This window comes from Paenibacillus sp. NRS-1760, assembly GCF_050467785.1.
In the GTDB taxonomy this organism is placed as follows: Bacteria; Bacillota; Bacilli; order Paenibacillales; family Paenibacillaceae; genus Pristimantibacillus.
Genome location: NZ_JBITPK010000013.1, coordinates 53,363 through 72,280, shown reverse-complemented (window position 1 = coordinate 72,280; position 18,918 = coordinate 53,363). Strand labels below are relative to the sequence as shown.

Annotated in this window: 14 protein-coding genes; 2 read left to right on the top strand and 12 right to left on the bottom strand. The window is 45.7% G+C overall.

What is annotated here, in order from left to right:
* Window position 1: 1 nt before the first annotated feature.
* The 11 genes from ACIFSR_RS15960 to ACIFSR_RS15910 form a co-directional block, all read right to left on the bottom strand.
* A complete protein-coding gene (locus ACIFSR_RS15960; protein WP_339203157.1) occupies window positions 2-934 on the bottom strand; it encodes an ABC transporter permease in 933 nt (310 codons plus the stop codon).
* Between the two features lies 1 nt (window position 935).
* Window positions 936-3,635, bottom strand: coding sequence for a glycosylhydrolase-like jelly roll fold domain-containing protein (locus ACIFSR_RS15955; protein ID WP_430058244.1), 2,700 nt, complete (start codon window positions 3,633-3,635; stop codon window positions 936-938).
* The gene (locus ACIFSR_RS15950; protein WP_430058241.1) at window positions 3,632-5,164 is read right to left on the bottom strand and encodes an ABC transporter substrate-binding protein; all 1,533 of its coding nucleotides are present in this window, start codon (window positions 5,162-5,164) and stop codon (window positions 3,632-3,634) included. Before ACIFSR_RS15950 ends, ACIFSR_RS15955 begins: the two co-directional genes overlap by 4 nt.
* A 96-nt stretch (window positions 5,165-5,260) precedes the next feature.
* Entirely contained in the window at window positions 5,261-6,859 is a 1,599-nt protein-coding gene (locus ACIFSR_RS15945) for a response regulator (RefSeq protein ID WP_430059295.1), read from the bottom strand.
* A 2-nt stretch (window positions 6,860-6,861) separates the two neighbouring features.
* The gene (locus ACIFSR_RS15940; RefSeq protein ID WP_430058238.1) at window positions 6,862-8,640 is read right to left on the bottom strand and encodes a histidine kinase; all 1,779 of its coding nucleotides are present in this window, start codon (window positions 8,638-8,640) and stop codon (window positions 6,862-6,864) included.
* Entirely contained in the window at window positions 8,625-9,257 is a 633-nt protein-coding gene (locus ACIFSR_RS15935; protein WP_430058235.1) for a TetR/AcrR family transcriptional regulator, read from the bottom strand. Before ACIFSR_RS15935 ends, ACIFSR_RS15940 begins: the two co-directional genes overlap by 16 nt.
* Before the next feature lie 8 nt (window positions 9,258-9,265).
* Window positions 9,266-10,471, bottom strand: coding sequence for a pectin acetylesterase-family hydrolase (locus tag ACIFSR_RS15930; RefSeq protein WP_430058232.1), 1,206 nt, complete (start codon window positions 10,469-10,471; stop codon window positions 9,266-9,268).
* Window positions 10,459-11,394, bottom strand: coding sequence for an alpha/beta hydrolase (locus ACIFSR_RS15925; RefSeq protein ID WP_430058229.1), 936 nt, complete (start codon window positions 11,392-11,394; stop codon window positions 10,459-10,461). Before ACIFSR_RS15925 ends, ACIFSR_RS15930 begins: the two co-directional genes overlap by 13 nt.
* A 373-nt stretch (window positions 11,395-11,767) precedes the next feature.
* Entirely contained in the window at window positions 11,768-12,907 is a 1,140-nt protein-coding gene (locus ACIFSR_RS15920; protein WP_430058226.1) for a Ger(x)C family spore germination protein, read from the bottom strand.
* Complete coding sequence (locus ACIFSR_RS15915) at window positions 12,904-14,352, bottom strand: spore germination protein (RefSeq protein WP_339203168.1); 1,449 nt, start codon at window positions 14,350-14,352, stop codon at window positions 12,904-12,906. The genes ACIFSR_RS15920 and ACIFSR_RS15915 overlap by 4 nt, the downstream gene beginning before the upstream one ends.
* On the bottom strand, window positions 14,336-15,457 hold the full coding sequence (locus ACIFSR_RS15910) for a GerAB/ArcD/ProY family transporter (RefSeq protein ID WP_339203170.1): 1,122 nt from the start codon (window positions 15,455-15,457) through the stop codon (window positions 14,336-14,338). The genes ACIFSR_RS15915 and ACIFSR_RS15910 overlap by 17 nt, the downstream gene beginning before the upstream one ends.
* 108 nt (window positions 15,458-15,565) lie before the next feature.
* Here ACIFSR_RS15910 and ACIFSR_RS15905 point away from each other — a divergent pair, with 108 nt between their 5' ends.
* Window positions 15,566-15,775, top strand: coding sequence for a hypothetical protein (locus tag ACIFSR_RS15905; RefSeq protein ID WP_339203172.1), 210 nt, complete (start codon window positions 15,566-15,568; stop codon window positions 15,773-15,775).
* 245 nt (window positions 15,776-16,020) lie between these two features.
* Here ACIFSR_RS15905 and ACIFSR_RS15900 read toward each other — a convergent pair whose 3' ends face one another.
* The gene (locus tag ACIFSR_RS15900; protein WP_339203174.1) at window positions 16,021-16,626 is read right to left on the bottom strand and encodes a DUF1349 domain-containing protein; all 606 of its coding nucleotides are present in this window, start codon (window positions 16,624-16,626) and stop codon (window positions 16,021-16,023) included.
* A 1,068-nt stretch (window positions 16,627-17,694) separates the two neighbouring features.
* Here ACIFSR_RS15900 and ACIFSR_RS15895 point away from each other — a divergent pair.
* Window positions 17,695-18,735 carry a LacI family DNA-binding transcriptional regulator gene (locus ACIFSR_RS15895; protein WP_430058222.1) on the top strand — a complete coding sequence of 347 codons (1,041 nt, stop codon included), beginning with the start codon at window positions 17,695-17,697 and terminating at the stop codon, window positions 18,733-18,735.
* The last annotated feature ends 183 nt before the right edge of the window (window positions 18,736-18,918 follow it).

Genomic DNA, 18,918 nt, shown 5'->3' with positions numbered 1-18,918 from the left:
CTTAGAACAATGCGCTGTCCTTGTTGAATTTGCGCACCGCGTAATTCGATAACAGTACCAGTATAAAGCCGACTACGGACTGATATAGCCCCGCTGCCGAAGACATTCCAATATCGCCTAAATTCATAAGAGCCCTGTACACATAGGTATCGATAACCTGTGTCGTATCATTCAGTGCCCCAGACCCGAGTGGAACTTGATAAAATAGACCGAAATCAGAATAGAAAATTTTGCCGATGGCAAGCAAGGTCATCATGATGATAATCGGATACAATAATGGTAGAGTAATATAGCGAATTTGCTGCCATTTGGAAGCCCCGTCTAGTTTTGCTGCCTCATAATATTCCGGATCAATCCCGATGATCGCAGCCAGATAGATGACGCATAAGAACCCGGCGCCTTTCCATAAGCTGATAATCGTCAGAATGAATGGCCAATATTGCGATTCGCTATACCATGAAATACCCTCTATCCCCAGACTGGAAAGAATGGTTTTGTTAATAAATCCAGTCTCCATGCTGAGCAGGGAATAGGCCAAATAACTTACGATAACCATCGATATCAAATGGGGCAACAGTAATACACTCTGGTAAAACCGCGACATAAAGCGGCTGCGAATTTCATTCAGTGCAATTGCAATTCCCAGTGCAAAAGCAGTATTTAAGATGATGAAACAAAAATTGTACAATATCGTATTGCGTGTAATGATATACGCATCCTGCGTTTTGAATAAATACTCAAAATTTTTCAGGCCAACCCAGTCACTGCCGAGTAGTCCCTTCGCAAAATTGTAATCCTTGAAAGCGATAATTAGCCCGAACATCGGCAAATAATTGTTGATGAGCAAGTAGACAAGCCCCGGTATCATCATAAGCAGCAGTACGTAGTACTTTCGCACACTGCTCTTCCGGCGGGGCCGATAGGTTTGTTCCATATTACTCCCCGCTTCCCTGGCTGATCGCAGATGAACCAATAATGTTAACTGGACCCAGCAAGCCAGAGGGCTCCTGCTGGACGAACTTGGAGAACCAGTCCTGCTGATTCTTCGCTAGTGTATTGGTCACCTCAATAGTCACTTCATTCTCTCCTTGCTTCCAATAGCAAGCGATATTCCATACATAAGGCGCACACAGCTTCACACCCACATCCTGACCATTGACCCACACCTGTGCAATCTCATAAACCTGCCCCAGATCCAGCCATATCGGGTCAGTTATTTCACCAGTTAATTCACCAGTTACAACACACTCATACTTCATCGTGCCAGAAAATCTCGGCAACAGGTCGCGTGAGCTCATATTACGCAGCTCCTTCATGGTCCCCCAAGGTGTGAACGCTGGATATTCTTTGGCTGTAGAGAGGGAAATGCTCCATTGGACATTCTCAATCAAACGTCTGGATAAAGCACGATCCGCACTGGCATGCAAGCTCAAATCTGTCCCAAGTGGAGCACGCTGCCACTGGCCTATTGGTGCCGGTAGATTCCCCTCTTCTCCATCCGGTACACGAAGCAAAATTAGTGATTCATAAGCGCTCAGTCGCAAATCAAGCTGATACTTTTCTCCTGCCCCTACGTGATCCACCTTGTTAGTGAAGGCGTCATAACGAAGCCATACACCAGAGCCTGGGAGCGTAATGCTAGTCTCAATCGGCTGATCTGGATTCTCATTGAACAGCATAAGAACTTCCAATTGATCATGACGGTACTGGTAGGCTCGTAGATAAGGCTGTTTGTCCCTGAGCACCAGCTCATTCATCCCTCGGTCGATAAGCGTCTCTGCCAGAAGCTTCAATGGAGTTATAGTAACCTGAGGGTAAGCCGCCAGCTTCTTCAGCACTTCCTCGCATGGTACAGATTGGCTCGCTCTTACTGGCAATGCATCAATGAAGATAATAGACAAACCAGCTGATGCGAGCTCAGTAAGCTTATCCAGCCATTCTATTGGCAGCGCCTCGGCATAAGGTACGATTAGGCAGCTATAGCGTTCTTTGTGCACCGCTAGCTCCCCATCGATAACTTCCGAAGAAACCAAGATATCGATCGGCAGCACATCGCAGTCGATTTGGCTCTGCATTAACTGCTTCACCGGCTCCTGGAACAGCATGTATTCCCCGGACCATTCAGCCTCAGCGTGATATAGTACAGCAGCACTCGCAATATGCTCCCCGTCATTCAACAAGTGGCATACCCGGTTCGTATAGTCATTAAGCAGTCGGTAATACCTGAACTGCGGATTATACCCTCTGGCATAGAAGTGCGGCGGGCAATCCCAGTCAGGAAACTCTTTCTGAGAAAAAGCATGCGGCACAAAATGATTGACGCCTCTAACCAGCATATGGTCGGTCAGCCACTTCATCAGCTTCAGCCCTTCCGCCCAGCCATAAGCGCCGAAGATTTCGCAAAAGGTTCTTCCTTGCTTCCTAGGGTCGATATGTCCCAGTGAAGTAGCTAGTTTGGTCATCCCGTAATGGAAAAAGACGCTGTCTGTCTTCCCACCCATCCATGAGAAAGACATTTCATCAAACCCGGGTACAATTTGCCATAACACGACATCCAGACCAGACATGTCCTGCCCCTCCAGCGCACGGAAGAAATGCCCTGCTCCGCAGCCCAGTCTGGCGTGTACATTATTGTCCTCCATTAGATGGCCGATATAGGCTACGCCGCGTTCTCGGCACCAGTCTCCAATCCGCCTGCTGAAGTGCTCCGCATACAGCTTGCTCACTACGTTCATGTAGGCGTAGCGCACAGCAAACGTCTGAGTTCCTCCCTCATGCCAGAGCAGAGGCAGATGCTGCCGCAGGTTCTGACCGTATTCTGCTTCCAGCAGCTCCAGCAAATCGGAACGCCACGGCAGAGCCATCTTGGCATCGCCAAGTCCCGAAGCATAATCGTACGATGCTTTGCTGTTATAGAAGCCAGGCTCATCCGAGAAGAAACCTGCGAATGCGACGCCAAAATCATCCTTGTATCGTGCGTAATAGGCTTCGTAGATTGTATCGATCAGAATCTGCGTCGATTCCGGCACGATCGGGTTCAAATAATCTTTGCGGCGATCATCCCCGCCTTCCCTGGTGACGACGAACAAGCAGATCGTCCAGTAGCCTTCCGGCACAGGCCAATAAAGAACCCCGTCTTGCACTGAAGCATCGAGATCTATTGCAATAAACTCCCCATCCAGCTCGCCCGTAACTGGATCACGCCTAGCTGCAGCAGCACCGACAGGTCTTGCTCCATCTAGCACCGACCAGGGGCGCAGCAGGAATGAAGCTTCAGAATCGGGACCGCGTGCATCAATTCGACGCTCTGAGAGGAACTGCCGCTGGTGTTCCAGCGGCGCGTCCTTCACCTTACCTGCTGCGTGTCCTGTCGGAAAGTGATCATCGTCGAAGACCCAAATTTGCATGCCATGCTTCCGGGCTTCATCCATAATGATATCCATATCCTTCCACCACTGTGGACCAAGCATATCAGGGTGGGGACGGGATTCCACACATACGGCATGGATGCCCGCTTCCCGTATACGAGACAGCTCCTCACGAATGACCGCCTCTTCTTCTCCGCGCTGCCAGAAAAACGGAAGAATATAATTCCGTTCCTCACCTTTTAGCAATTCATGAAGTTTACGACTCATTGCACACCCTCTGCTTTCGCCCATTCATCCAGCTGGCGCTGCTTATCCGCAATAACCTTATCGATTCCTGCGCCCTTCAGCTTCTCAATAAATTGCGGCAAAACCTTATCTGGGTCCACAGAGCCTGTTTCCAGAACGAGATAATATTGCGCGATGACGTTGGATACTGCCGCTATTTCTGTTTTGACCGACTCCGGATTCATCGTAAAGCCCATCGCCTTGGATTTAACCGCCTGCTCATTGAATTCCTTCATCTTCTGCCAAATATCTGGGTCTTCACCCTCAAATACATAAGAGAGGAACTGGTTGCCAAACAGCCAGCTCATATTTAAATTGTAGCCGTTCGTCAGCATCGTGACGCCTTCTGGGTATTTGATGACATGATCGGACACTTTGACATAATGCTTGCCTTCAATACCCCAATCCAGTAGATTAACAAGCTCAGCATCCCCATACATCAGATCCAGAAACTTCATAGATGCCACCGGATTCTTAGCTTGACGCGGAATCCCCCACATAATGTTCAGCACATGATCTGTCATGGATACAGGATTAGACAAGGTTGCACTAATCATTTCCTTGCCAATGGATCTGGACTCCTGCGCATCAAATCCCGGTTTCAGCTTAGAGAGATAACCAAAAGCTCTATCAGCCTTCATTAATTCGATTTGACTCGACTTGTTGGTTGCTGCATCTTTCAACGTATAACCCGCTTCATACCAGTTCCTCATCCGTTTCAGGAGCGCTGCATATTCCGGAGACTCGATGCTATTAACAAGCTTCAGACCATTATCGTAGCCTGGTAGCACGCCCATCCCGTTGCTAAGACCATCATGCCAGCTGTAGCTGGTCAGAAAGGAGAAGCCTGCTCCGCTAGGAATTAGTGGCGTAATGTCTGGTTCATTATATTTAATGATTTTGAGCGCTGCTTCTACATCATCCAGTGTTTTAATCGCACTCGCGTCGATTCCATGCTTATCTGCAAGATCCTTGCGCATTGTAAATCCGTTGGCTGTTGCCAAGTCTCTCACAGGCGTGACGCCGTAAACCTTTCCATCTACCTTACTAGCGTTCAAGTAGTCCGGGTCAAGCGCCTTGCGAATATTTTCCCCATTCTTCTCCAGCAGCTCATCAAGCGGCAACAGCTGTCCTCTGGACACTTGGGAGCTAAATCCAAACGGTGATCCAACGACAATCAGATCCAGCTTCTCATTGCTCGTCAGCATTAAGTTAACCTGCTGGGCATAAGCGCCGTAATTGATTGGCATCAGATTAACCGTTACATTGATTTTTTCCTTTGTTATCTTGTTAATCTCATCCTCTACAGCCTTCATATCCGGTGGCGTGCCGGTAACACTGAGAAATGCGACATTCAATTCATCGATCTTTTGCGATGCTTCCTCACCTGTTGTTCCGGGGCTGTTAACCGGATCTTTCGCCAATCCGCCTGAATTTCCATTCGAACCACATGCTGATATGAGTAGCGATAGACTCACTAGACTTGCGAATAACCATGTCTTCTTGCGCATTTTGTTTTCCCCCTGGCTTGATCATTTGGCTTTCTCTTGCCATTATAGCGGGAAGAGGACCACATCCTCTGCTTCAGGTTCGACCTTTGACTGACGTCATTTCGACTTTGCAAGGGGGGCACCTCGTTGGTGCTGGCGAAACTCGATTGGGCTTAAGCCTGACTGAGCCTTGAACAACTTTGCAAAATGAGAAAAGTTCGAATAGCCCGTAGCCATCGCCACGGCGCTTACAGGAAGCTCAGAATGAATAAGCAGCTGCCTAGCCAGCTTGATTCTCTCCTGCAAAATATACTCTGGAATCGTACAGCACAGCTCTTTTTTAAATAAGCGGGTCAAATAGTCCGGGTGCAAGTATACGTGGTTCGCTGTCGTTTCTCTGGACAGATTCTGATCCAGATTGGATACAATATAGCGTGTCGCCCTTTCAATCACATCGCTAATCGAGGACGGATGTGTGGTATTCACAGCCTTCATAATGACATGGGCAAGCCAGCGCTCCAGATCGGTAAGCGAGCGGGATGCTGCTTCTGCCAGATGCAGGCTCTCCTCATCACAGAACATGAGATGTGCCTGTACCCCTTGCTGCTGCAGGACTGCATGGGCCATTTGCAAAAAATTCTCCTTCAGCGCACGCAAATAATCGCCATCTATTCCCCTATGATCCCGCAGTCCATGGATGCAAGCTCTCGCTTCTTCCAGCAGCCGCTCCTTCACGCCTTGCCTCATCATCGCTGCCCAGCCACTCATATCTGGCAGAGCTGGAGGCGCTGCTGCAAGACGCTTTGCCTCATTCAGAGCAACATAATGGATTCCGGTCACATTATCTCTGTCTAAATTGTGTAATTGAGCCAGCAGAGCAGGGAGTTCATATCCTTGTACTGGTCGTCCCCCATAGCAATATAATTCACAGTATAAATGTACACGACAAAACTCAACCAAGCGGCTACACATAATGGCAAGTTCGTTCTCTAGCTGTTCCTGTTCCACAGGCATAATCAGCAACCAAGCGTCATTCCCGGCAGGTACAACGACACTGCCTAACGTAAGCCTTCCCAGCATCTCTTTGCCTGCGTTCTTGAGCCCATATTCCAGCAGCTTCCGATCTCTGACCAGGAATTCCTGCTGCCAACCACGTATGATCATTAACACTGGCAGAACCAAGGAGTCCGCAGGGAGAGATACTTGCCTTGCCGCCGCTTCCTCTGCAAAAATCTCACTCACTGCCGGAATGGTTTCATTCAGAACATCCAGCCAGAAGCGCTCACGATTTATATCCTGCTGCCGCGACCACCAGTTCTTAACCCGCTGCGCATCCGCCAGTTCTTGCTCGCGCTTCACAGCGTCTGCCGCCTTGCACAGTGCGGCTTCCAGCTCTTCCTTGGTCAGCGGCTTCAACAAATAATTGGAGCAGCCCAGACGTACAGCTTCTTGGGCGTAATGAAAATCCGCATGGCAGGTCATCAGCACAGGAACGGTGCGAATTCCCTTCTCCCGCATCCACTTCAGCAGCTCTAGTCCGCTCCGCTGCGGCATTTCAATATCGCATAGCAGAATATGAATCTCCTGTACCTCAAAAATCCGCTCCGCCGCAGTCGGATTGTAAGCGACATAAACGTTGGAAATACCAAGCTGCAACCAGTCCACCATTTTTTTAACCGCTTTCACAAAATGAATCTCATCATCTACGATCAGCACGTTCAGCAAGGCGTGCCCTCCTCACCTTCCGGGAATGACTTCATGGGTAAACGAACTTCTACTCGAGCCCCGCCTGAATGAAGATTACGAAAGGTAAGGTCGGCTTTTCCGCCATACAATAGCTCCAGTCTGCGCCAAGCATTCCAGATGCCATGCCTGCTCCCGTCCTCCCGCTCCAAGTTCCTCTTCTCATTTAAGAGCTGCAGCAGCTCTGGGGTAAATCCTTCTCCGGTATCTTCAATAACGAGTAGAATGCGAGGCAGCTGACCATCTGATTCCAGCTTTCCATGAATCGATAGCCGGAATGGCGCTTCCAGCGTAAAGGCGTGCTTGATGGCATTCTCCACAAAGGTTTGAATCACAAGCGGGGGTATAGCGAGGTTCAGCAGATAAGATGGCACCTCAATTTCACTGCTCAGCTGATCTGGAAACCGCAGCTCCTGAATACGTATATAATTGCGCATATGCATCAGTTCATCCCCGAGAGAGACGAGTGAGACATGACTACGGAAAATGTAACGGAAATAGTCCGAGAGACAGCGCGACATCTCCTGGATTAATTCATAATTGCGTACAGCAGCCAAACTGTGCAGCATATTAAGGGAATTTAAATAAAAATGAGGATTAATCGTTGTCTGCAGCTGCCTAAGCTCCGCCTGCTGTTTGCTTAATTGTTCCTCATAAACATGGATTTTTAGCTCTCTAATGTGGGAAAGCATTTGGTTAAAATGATCGTTAACGACGCGAAATTCTTCGGTTGAGGCTTTAGATTCTGGAATCCCTTGCATATGCCCTTCACCGATTCGATTCATGGCAGATAGCAGTCTTCTGATCGGAAGCAAAATCATCTTGCGAAGCAGCACCAAACTCAAGGGAATCAGCAATATTGAACCCACAGAGACAAACCTATTCCAGCTCCAGAGATTGAAAAAACCTTTCAAAATATCTTGCTCTGGTATAAGCGCAACCAGTCGGAAACCACCATGCCGGGATCGTTCACCTACCGTCAGATAACGTTCGGGACCACCTGATAAGCTATATCCACCAGAGGCAAAGCTTAAATCAATTTGTTTTTCGCGAACCACTTCAGCATGCAGCATAGGCTCTCCAGCTTCTGTAGAAAATAGCGAAAAACCGCTCTCGCCTAAATTAATCAGGTTAAACGGAATGAGAAGTGTGTCCGCCTTGACCCAGGCGCCAACATAAGTGTTGGGAGCTGCCTGAAGCAAGCGGAGAATATAATAGCTGCCATCGATCTGTCGTACAAGCCAGTCACGCCCCCCAAGCTCAGACTGTGTGGGGGACGCATTCAGCTTACGGGTAACCTCATCGGATACCGCTACTCTTTCCATATAGGATGGGCGTGGACTGAATGCTTCTATGAAGCTTGCATCTAGTGTGCTATAAATAAAAAAGCCGTCCACTGCTCCATTACGGGAGTTTTCGTTCCATAGCTGCTTGGACAGTTGTACCTTTAGCAGTGCCGTCTCGGCTTCTGGCTGCCTTCGGTCCAGCAGCAGCAGGTTCGAGTCAGAAGCCACCATGTTAATTAAGAAGCTGTCGATTTCATCGAGCAGTCCATCAATTTGATTCATATAGAGGGTGATAAAGCTCTGATTGCTCTCAGCGACTTGCTTACGTACTACTTGAGCGGCATAATATTGGTTGAAATTGAGCAGCACAATGAGCGGAACCAAAATGGCGGCTACGCCCACAATGAGTTTGAATCGCATCGTATTTCGAAGCTTGATTCTGCGCTGTGTATTCATTGCTTTTCCCATAGGCTAAGCAAAAAATCCTTATAACGCGCATTCTGCTCCAGCTCTTCTGCCTTGGTTGCGTCACCGTTCTGCCGGCAAATCAAGACAGACTTTTGTAAATAAATGAAGTACAAATGTGTAATCATTCGCGTCCGTTCGATCCAAGCCAGCTTCTCATCATTAGGAATTTCGGCTGCGCGCTCAGTGGCAAAAGCACTCATCGACAAGCGTGTCTCCTCGCTGATCAGCTCCTTGAATGCCTCCAGTTTCGCCGGATTCTTGCCCATACTGGCGTAATACACACTAAAGAGCGAATCATAATAGAGAAGATCTGGCTGGTGCTCTCTTAACCACAAATACTTGTCGAGAATGGCTTCAATAGAAGCACGCGGGGATTTAAAATCGAACTCCACCAGCAAGCGTCCGAACATGCGCTTCAGATTATCTACATACACTTCAGTGGCCAGCTCCTCCTTATCCTTAAAATGATGGTACAAGGTACGTCTGGATGCGCCTGAGCGGGTAGCAACGAGTACCAAATCCGCACCCTCAATCCCCTTCTCGCAAAAGGCGGCCAGCGCCGCCTCTTTAATCATTTCTCTGGTAAGCTGCAGTTGTTTCTCTCTAAGCTTCATCATGTGCTCCCCTATCCTGTAGTGCTGAGCTCTTCGGCAGCACTCGGGCCCGCTTCTGCATCGTTATGCAGGAAGCGTGTGCCTCGAGAGCTGCGTTCTTGCTTGTGAATAATGCTATCCAGCCATGCCACTAATTTCTGCCCTTCCTCCTCAGCCTCATAGAAGGCTTGCATCGGCAGCAGCGTATGCGGAGTCGTGTGATTCTCCTTATCATAGCCGTATTCTGTAAGAAAATAATAAAAATTAGGCAGTTGTTCGTCAAGCTGGCGGGTAGCCGCTCGAAACTGCTGGCTCCATGCCTCCAAACTTTGCGGGTCAATATCGTCTCCTTTGCCATTAAGACGGTTCTGGAATGAGGTGAGAACCTTGTCATTAATCGTACAAGCATGCATGAGCACAGCATGAGCAGGCATGGCCTTCGCATTGTGGCGGAACGCCGCCCCAATCATATCGGTCTCCATCGGAAATGCGAACTGGCGTGTGAAATCAGTATTCCACTGCTTGTTTACAATACTCGGCCATTGCTCGGAAGCAAGGAAGGAGCTGTCAGAGAGATGATAGATTTCTGCATCTGCATAATGGCTCGCAATGTCACTGGCATAGAAGGCTGAACCAAACCCACCAGCACTGGAGCCTGTAATCAGAAGCTTATCCGGTGTGTCGAAATTAGCATACACCCATTGCAGTGCTTCCTCCACATTATTCCTGCCATTATGACGGATATGCCGCACCTTCTTTCCCTTCTCATCGCTGTAAGTAACTGCAGCAGTGCCGGTATGGAAGTCAGCTGAGACATAAGGAATGAAGACGACATTCCACTCGGAGAACGGGTTGTCTGGACGTTGATCGAAGATCCCACGATGCATATTAAAGATGTAGAACGGAATTCGGGCGAAATAATAGCCAAATTGCCCGTACTTGAGATAAGAACGCAGGGACAACGGGATCTTCGCTGTCTCTGCATCCCAGCAGGCCCCGCCCCCGCAGAAATAGACCATCAAATTTCGGCTGCTGCCTTTGCGAGAATACAAGCAAAACGTTGAACCATCTGTGGCCATTGTCTGCTTGCTAAGCTTTACCTTGTTCCACTTGCCCGGTTTCGTATCACGGAAGCTATTCTTTTGGCTTGGTCTTTTGAAAACCTTACGGCTGACAAAGACAATGGAAAGGACTGCCACTGCAACAATAAAAAAGAATGTTCGCTTCAGCCTTTGCATGCTAATTCCCCTCTTCTCTCATAATTAACAGCCTTCAGTCCTTGTGAATGGACACCGCTCCAGCCTTTATTGCGGTACAGCTCCGGATGCTCTCCAGTAAAAGCTGCCGCTGCATCTGAATCATCAGCCAACCGATAACGCAGCCATGCGGTCAAATAACCTCTATGCATGCCGCCCTGCCCCATGCTCTCTAGATGATGAGCCGCTCTCGTCATCGCCATAACAGCTGCTTGGCCTGATCGAACCGCTGCGTAGGCACTCCGATTGGAGGACTTTGGCGAGATCATAAAGTCATGTGTTCCCGCCATGAAAAATAATGCAGCAGTTTGCGTTTCGATCTTATAAATATCCTTGGATTCACACCACATCTGAGCAGGCAGCGCAATCGTAACCACCGTCTGAAGCGGCTCATCCAGATAATTCTCTGCATTCAGGACCCCTGTCGCGCCTTGGGAATGACCCACTGCACCAATGCGGTCTATCAGCAGCTTGCGATAAAAAGGGCTTGCAGGATTAACATTCTCCTGCAGGGCATAACGGACCGTATCTGCAACTTCTCGGCCTGTGCCCGTATGACGGCAATAGCTGTCGATTACAACAAAGCCCCAAGTCGCCAAATGAAGCAGCAGCGCATCATAATTCTCAGGCTGAGCATCCGACCCATTGCCCCAAACAATAACAGGACAAGCTTCGTCCATCTCCTCCGGGCAATAGATTTTGTATTGCGGATTCCCATCCTCTTCCTTAATTACCACACTTCTACTACGATGCGGCCCTAGTTCGCCATAACACTGCTCCACAGGTTCTGGCTGATAGCGGTAAAGCCACCTTCGTAATTTAAGCGGATACATCATTAGCAGATAGACCGGAATTAAAATCCACTTTACCCAGGAGCGGGAAGCTGGCTTCTCTGATGTTATCATCCGTGCTTGCCATCCTCTCATTTTCATTTCGCATTACACCAAGATCATTTACTGCACACCGTGTGTAATGAAAGTATAATAAAGGACACCACCACTGTCAATGCTGGATTTGTGAAGTTGCGTATTGTTATGTCTAGTGACGATAATAGGGCGGAAAAGAGTAGCGTGTTCAGGCTTTTGTGTGGAGGGAAATCCTAACCCTTTAATCGTGGCGTTGTTGAGGGTTCTGGAGAGGATAGGGCTATTGGACCTTCGCCAATAGCACTTTCTTGTACCGTTTCAGTCTCATCGTTCGGTCTTTGTTTCCTATACCGTTGCTTGCTTTTAACGCATAAAAGGCCGTAATCAGTTTAATGACTACCAGCCTTATGACTCAAGAAGTAAAATTCGTATGATCTATTCTCGTATGCACCTGTATGTCAAATTTCACTTCCGGATAGTACTCCTCCCAATTATCCTTCATTTTACGCCAATATTTTGGCTGCTTTCGATGAATCATTTCTCCTATCCCAAGCATATCAACCTTATTTTTCTTGGAAAATTGGATAAACCGATCGATCTCTTGGGTAATGCTTTCATTTAGCGCTCTCTCCCAAGCGGCTACCTCTTTCGAATCGATCTTCGTATCTGCGCATTGTAAACTAGTTAAATTCAGATCCGCATAAATTTCTATTTTGACAATTGCTTTGAGCTGCTGATCCACATTAGGATGTATGACGCTGCGGTTATTAATGTTTTCAAATGTCAGCATCTCCTTCTTTCGCCCACACCCGATCGATTCGGAAGAACCATTCATCTGGCCTGAAGCACGAAGGAAGCCTTTTGTCTCCTGTACATGCAAGAAACCGACGAGATGATCACCTTTAAAAGCAAAAAGTCCCTTCGTCTGCAACAATTGAAGTTTTTTATCTACCTGGTCACTAACAATCTCTACCGACGGAATGCTTATGTCTTTGTACTGGTTAATTAATTCTTGATAGACATCAATGAAAGTAGTTTTATGGGTTAAGGCAGTCGTGTTCCCTCCCTCGGATAAACCCCTTAGTGCTTGAGAAGATATGGATACGTTTGGCATAGATACTTTTAACGCTTCAAAGGCAGTACCTTCCTTTACGTATACTAAAGTTGAATTCCTAAATTGTCTTAACCGTCGGATATCCTCTAACATCTTATCAATTCCGCTCCTGGCTAGGTCCGCACTAAATATAATGGCCGACGTGTGGCCCCAAAGCAGCGTTCGGTCCGATTTCGATCTCATGAGACGGGCGGCCTCGAATAAGCTTCTACCCTCCGTGGATAAAAAAAACGTTCGCTCCTGCATCCCCTTCGGCTGTTGTCCACCAGTTGTCAGCCTCGCAATTTCAGCCGTTAATCTAACCGCACCGTTCTCCCCTTTGTCAATGGCAATGGAATGTACAATATGGAGCTCGTTAAGCTCCATACTGCCCTTGCAGCCCGTATTAATAAAACAAACAACAATTACCGCGACAGCAAACCATTTTCTTGCTTTCATCTTTGCTTACCCGAGAATCGCCTGTTTTGAATCGAACGAAACAATCCGGGTCGTTTATTGCTCATGGAATGCGGCCTACGAACGATAATGTCCGTTAATTCTTCGAACTTAAATGGTGAAGCAGGTCCCAAATAAGGTATGCCGAAAGAGCGAAGCGAAGCGAGGTACGTCAAGAGCATAATGATTCCAATCATCACTCCGACATATCCTAGCAAGGAAGCAAGCAGCGTCATTCCGAACTGAAGCATACGAATGACATAGTTAACAGCCGTAGGAGGCAGCGTAAACGTGCAAATTCCGGTTAGAGCAGCGACGATAACCATAATGGGGGATACGATTCCAGCTGCTACGGCTGCTTGCCCCAATATGAGGGCGCCTACGATGCTGACAGCTTGTCCGACCTGCTTCGGCATGCGGATGCCCGCTTCGCGCATAATTTCGAAAGCGATCATCATCATGAAGCTTTCCACCACCGCCGGAAAAGGAACAGGCTCTTTCGCCGATGCTATGCTCTGCAGTAACGTCGTCGGTACCAGCTCATGGTGAAACGTAACCGTAGCTACGTAAAAGGCAGGAAGCAGCATGCCGATCATTGCGCTGAGAAATCGAATTAGGCGCATCACAGAGCCTATATAGTAATTCCAGGCGTAGTCCTCGCTCACTTGGAATGCTTGCAAAAAAACGAACGGCAGAAGCATTACAAAAGGCGTTCCTTGCACAATGACCGCAATTCTGCCGTCAAGCAATGCGCCGATAACTCGATCAGGCCTCTCTGTCGATTCAATTAACGGAAATAAGGTCCCGCGGTTATCGGTAATCCACTCCTCCACGTAGTTGCCTTCCAGTATCGTATCCGCTGGAATTTCGCTGATTCTTAAGTGGACTTCCTTTAAAATTTCCGGATTCGTTATTCCACCAAGTGACAGAATGATGAGGTTTGTTTTACTCAAGTGACCTACCTTGCGGTATTCAACCTTTAAGATGGGAGACGGAAAATGATAACGGATCAAAGCTAGATTATTGGTCAAGGACTCCGTAAATCCGCTTCTTGGACCTTTCACTACCGCTTCAGTTACCGGTTCATCCACGCTTCGCAGTTGAATTCCGAGCGTATTGATGGATATCGCATATTCTTTTTCATCAAAAAGTAGTACCGATAGGCCAGCCGCAAGAGAGTCCGCGGCATCCTCGATGGTGTAGACCTTCTCGTCCATTTGGAAAGCAGTCAGCAGGTTTTCGTCTTCTTTATATCGAATCAGCATAAGATCAAGCTTCCTCGTATCAGTCATTTCATTTAGATAACATACCGTAGCAGACTGGCCCTGACTAAGGGTGGAATGAACCATAACCAGATCATCCGTCGCTTGCATGTATTCCTTTAGCAATCGTTTGTTATCGCAAACGTTGCTCGTGAGCTTTGTTTTGTTGTTACTGTTGTTGCCCACAGCATTCACCTGCTTTTTTTTTCATATTCTCTTTGATCAAAGCAATAAACAGCAGCAAGGCTGGAATGAATAGCTGAAACATAACAAAATACCAAGCCTGGCTGTCATAAAAGGCAGATAGCTCGATTAATCCCCATACTTTGAACTTGGAGACGATAACAAAACCAATGGCCATCGGAATAATGAACATGTGAGGCTTGCGGAGCCGCAGCAATTGTGAAAGACCTTGGTGCGCGGACCAGAAGTATGCCGTTATTTTGATAAACGAGCTCATCACCCAAACAACAACGAGCGCGGCATCAAACCGTTCTATGTTGCTGAACAGCTTTATATTTTGAATGAGACTAATGCTCGGGTAAGTAAAGGTTGCCGTCGTCTTGCCCCCAAACAGCATCGTGCACGATAAGATCGACATCAAAAGCAGAAGCAAAGTAATGCCCACGGCACTCATGGCATAAGCAGTCGTGTGCTTCGTCTTACGAACATGCTGCAGGACCATTGATATAAACATCAAATCACCAAACCATGACATGGAAAGTAAAAGCCCCCTGAGCGGCTGAGCCAGACCGTTTTCCAGTATTGGAAGCAAATATTCGGGGTGATATTGGTTGATCAGCAGCATGTAGATCAACAAAAAGGTGGTTACCGTAACAAAGAATATTATTTCCGAAACACGCGCAAACACTTCAAGGCCATGATAAGCCGCGTACGCACACATGATAGCACCGGCAGACAAATACCAGATCTGCGGAATGAGCGGATTTAAAACGATAATAAAAAACTGGGAAAACTCGCGTAAAACCCAAGACGTTACGTCAATAAAATAGCAGATAAATAAAAAGGCCATAACGCTTCCGATCCAAGAACCAAGCAGATGCGTACAAATGGAAATGATATTTTTATTCGGGTAAAGTTGATTGAGCTTCAAAAAAACGAACAAATTTATGAGCCCCATTATTCCTCCCGCCACTGCCAAGTACCAAGAGTTTCGTTCCGCATAATCGGCAAATGTTGCAGGGGCGTAAAGACTCGAGGTTCCGATCGTTGAAATGACGATTAGGGTCATCATTTGAAAGTTGCTTATTGTAGTGACACGACGTTCCATATTGAACCTCCCTTACCGATTGCTTCATTATGCGCTGTAATTGGTAATTTATTCGTAGCATAATTGGGTTGCGCTAAAGGAATAATAGCTCAGAGGTGAGATATCATTGTGAAAGCTTATATCATCGTGTCTACTTTTTCAGCCGTCTGGCTTGTTATGGTGTATGTATTTTTATCTGACTACTATTGGTACCAAAGGATAGCTGCTGGAACATGGGGATTTATACTCGTGAATGCCATTACGCTGGTTCCCGTACTGCTTTGTTTCTTTATTGCTGATCGGCTTCAGCCTGTCGAGAAATCGGTAGATTCGCAATAAATTGATTTTATGCGTTCTTCGTTATCAAGTGAGTTTATATTGCACCTCTCTCTTAATACAAATAATGCCAATGAAGATATTAAGAAGTATTCGGGTTCGGGCAGTTCGCTACAGGAATACGGATGTATTATAAATAAAAAAAACTGCGATAATCCCACACTTATTTGGGGTTATCGCAGCTTAATCAGTTTCTTATACCTTGGAAAAACCTCTTTATATTTGTTAACGAACATATTCGAATCCAGTTATACCCCATATCGAATATTGTTAACCTTTGTATTTGTCAATGAAAAGTTTTGAAAGACTCGTTCTCCACCTTTTCCTATTGGCGCTTGCGCTACAAGTCCCACCTTGATTGTCTTATCGACTGGTAAGCTAAAGAATCGCATCATATCAAACTTAACCCCATCCAACGAATAATGGAATGAAAATGAGTTATCAACTCTTGCAACCTGTAACCATACATGATTTCCCTTAATGTTACACCCGTTAGCGTCATCCGAATGATGATTCGTGACAACACTTACTACAGCATGTGTACCAAAATCTGTCTGTTCGAAGCATGCTTTAGCCCACACCTGAAGATCTTGCATAACCATAATGGTCGCCGCATCGTAAGTATCCCTGAAATCATGAGAAACCTGAACACGCATCACAAAATCTCCAGTAACTTCTTTGTAATAAAATGGTGCATTGCAAAGATTTTCCGGTGTAATTCCTGTTTCGGAAACGGGGCCATTATTACAGAAGAAATCACTTTCTGCAGGGGCTTCAATAATCAATTTGTCATTTTCAAAGGTTGCCTTGCTTTCATTAATCCACTTAAAATTGTCAAATATTGAATTTCCCATTTGAGATTCTCCTTTGTTTAGATAAAATATGATGCAAAGTACTAGTTTAAAGTAGCTGATTGCTTAAATACATAGTACCATTTTAAGCTGAGACAACGATATATTAACCTAATCAATCTCATTCAAATTAGAAAATCGACATGTTTGACAGTTAAATTAAACAGTTTTTAATTAACCCAATAATTCACTAGTAAGAGTTAATGATTACATTTGAACATTTTGGAGATGGAAGCAAACGATTCATCGAGGTAGGAAGTCCCAACTGATTTCTGTGTTGATTGTAAGAGATTGTAATAATGAAAATAGTTTGACATGATCAGATCCTCCTTATAAGTTAGTTTAATTAAGGTTGTTTACGAAGTTAATTGTATGTTTTCAATAATCATTGATCAATATTATTATTTCTATCATTATCATAGATATTACGCATGTTTTATCCATAAATACTTGGGAATCGTCATACTCTCAACCCAGACGTGACAACAGGAAAATGGCGGCTATCAGCAGAAAATAAAGTTTTCTTTGAAATAAAAAAGACCCACATCCACTTGAAGTGCACTTAAAGTTCTTGTCGAACAGCTCGATAAAGGATTTGTCACAAACAATACAACAATAATTACCATTTCTCATTGCTCCAGCTTTTTCTAACAAAATTGCTGGATTGAGCACAGAAATTGTTACAGCTCCAGTATTTTTCTAAAAAACCACCCCGAAGGGTGGTCCGTACTCATGATAAGCACTATAGGAATTGGAGTGGAGAGTATTGTGCATAACCTGCAGAGTTGAGTTTTAGCCAGTTCCTCTTTAATGAGGCCTTTCAGTGAATAAAATATCTTCTCATTCCATTATATCTTAATCAACTCGTGCTATTTATAGCTCTGTAAGTCATTGTAAATGGACTTGTAGAGGATACTCTTCATCGTGACAAAATCATTAAGATGATGCGAATGTACGCGAAATATCAACCCTTTCTTGATCAAACCGTCATGTTGACAACTTAGCTACGTATCACTAGTATTTAAAGCATATAATAACGGACTGCCGAATCGCTGAATAAGGAATGATGAAATGGAAGAAGTAAATGAACGAAAAATCGTCAAATCAACTACACTAAAGGACATCGCTGAGCAGACAGGATTTACGGTCAACACCGTTTCTCGTGCGCTTAAAAATAAAGAGGATATCTCTGCTTCCACAATCAAGCTTATTCAAGAAAAAGCTCAAGAACTCGGCTATATTGGCAATACATTAGCTAGCTCACTTCGTTCGGGTATGACAAAAACAATTGCTGTTATCGTGGCTGATGTTTCAAATCCCCACTTCTCAATCGCTTTAAAAGAAATTGAGAAAGCTGCAAGAATGCAAGACTATACGACGATCATTTTAAATTCATATGAGGACCAAGAAGCGGAGAAAAAAGCCATTTTGTCCGCTTTGTCCAAGAATGTAGATGGTATTATTATTTGCCCCTCGCAAGGAAATGACAATAATATGGAGATTCTTCAACGCATGGGAACTCCCTTCGTGCTGCTCGGACGCCATTTGGAGAATGAAACGATGGATTATGTAGTTAGTGATGATGAGAAAGGTGGATATTTAGCTACCTCGCACCTATTGGAACAAGGTCACAAGGACATCCTGTTTCTGAATGCACATCATACGATTTCTAGTGCTCGTGAACGGCTCATTGGTTACAAGCGCGCACTGGAAGAATGGAGAATTCCTAGTAATGATAAGCTTATCCGTGAAGTATCTAATATCTCTGGCGGTTCTCGTAATGAACTCCGTGCAGTCATCAAATCGAAGCTGCACTTTACCGCAATATTCGCTTTTAATGATATGATGGCTTGGGAATCCATCTTTACCCTGAGCAAAAATAACATCAAGGTTCCAGAGAATATTAGTGTTGTCGGTTTCGATAATATTCAATCACGGTTTTTCATTCCCTTCCCATTAACGAGTGTAAGCAACTCCAAGGGGAAAACTTCTCGTAAAGCTTTTGAAATATTAATAAAACGAATACATAAGCAGAATTCCGAGCTACACTACCATGAAGTAATTGATACAAAGCTTGTTATCCGCGAAAGTACTAGATCAATTCTGATGTAATTGCAATAAACTGCATCATTCGAGGCTACCCAAAAATCATCTACTGATTTGGGTCGCCTCTTTTTTTATTTCTAAATAGAGCGGGCATCATACTGCGAACCTCTTTCTATCTATCCTTGTTTCCCATTGATTATCAGTAAGGTATTGATCAATTTTTTATTAGTTACTACATGTAAAAAATCG

Coding starts and splice junctions, on each gene's coding strand:
- ACIFSR_RS15900 (WP_339203174.1), bottom strand. CDS start 16,626: ATGGGAAATTCAATATTTGACAATTTTAAGTGGATTAATGAAAGCAAG.
- ACIFSR_RS15950 (WP_430058241.1), bottom strand. CDS start 5,164: ATGCGCAAGAAGACATGGTTATTCGCAAGTCTAGTGAGTCTATCGCTA.
- ACIFSR_RS15920 (WP_430058226.1), bottom strand. CDS start 12,907: ATGAAAGCAAGAAAATGGTTTGCTGTCGCGGTAATTGTTGTTTGTTTT.
- ACIFSR_RS15895 (WP_430058222.1), top strand. CDS start 17,695: ATGGAAGAAGTAAATGAACGAAAAATCGTCAAATCAACTACACTAAAG.
- ACIFSR_RS15955 (WP_430058244.1), bottom strand. CDS start 3,635: ATGAGTCGTAAACTTCATGAATTGCTAAAAGGTGAGGAACGGAATTAT.
- ACIFSR_RS15925 (WP_430058229.1), bottom strand. CDS start 11,394: ATGATAACATCAGAGAAGCCAGCTTCCCGCTCCTGGGTAAAGTGGATT.
- ACIFSR_RS15930 (WP_430058232.1), bottom strand. CDS start 10,471: ATGCAAAGGCTGAAGCGAACATTCTTTTTTATTGTTGCAGTGGCAGTC.
- ACIFSR_RS15960 (WP_339203157.1), bottom strand. CDS start 934: ATGGAACAAACCTATCGGCCCCGCCGGAAGAGCAGTGTGCGAAAGTAC.
- ACIFSR_RS15935 (WP_430058235.1), bottom strand. CDS start 9,257: ATGATGAAGCTTAGAGAGAAACAACTGCAGCTTACCAGAGAAATGATT.
- ACIFSR_RS15940 (WP_430058238.1), bottom strand. CDS start 8,640: ATGGGAAAAGCAATGAATACACAGCGCAGAATCAAGCTTCGAAATACG.
- ACIFSR_RS15910 (WP_339203170.1), bottom strand. CDS start 15,457: ATGGAACGTCGTGTCACTACAATAAGCAACTTTCAAATGATGACCCTA.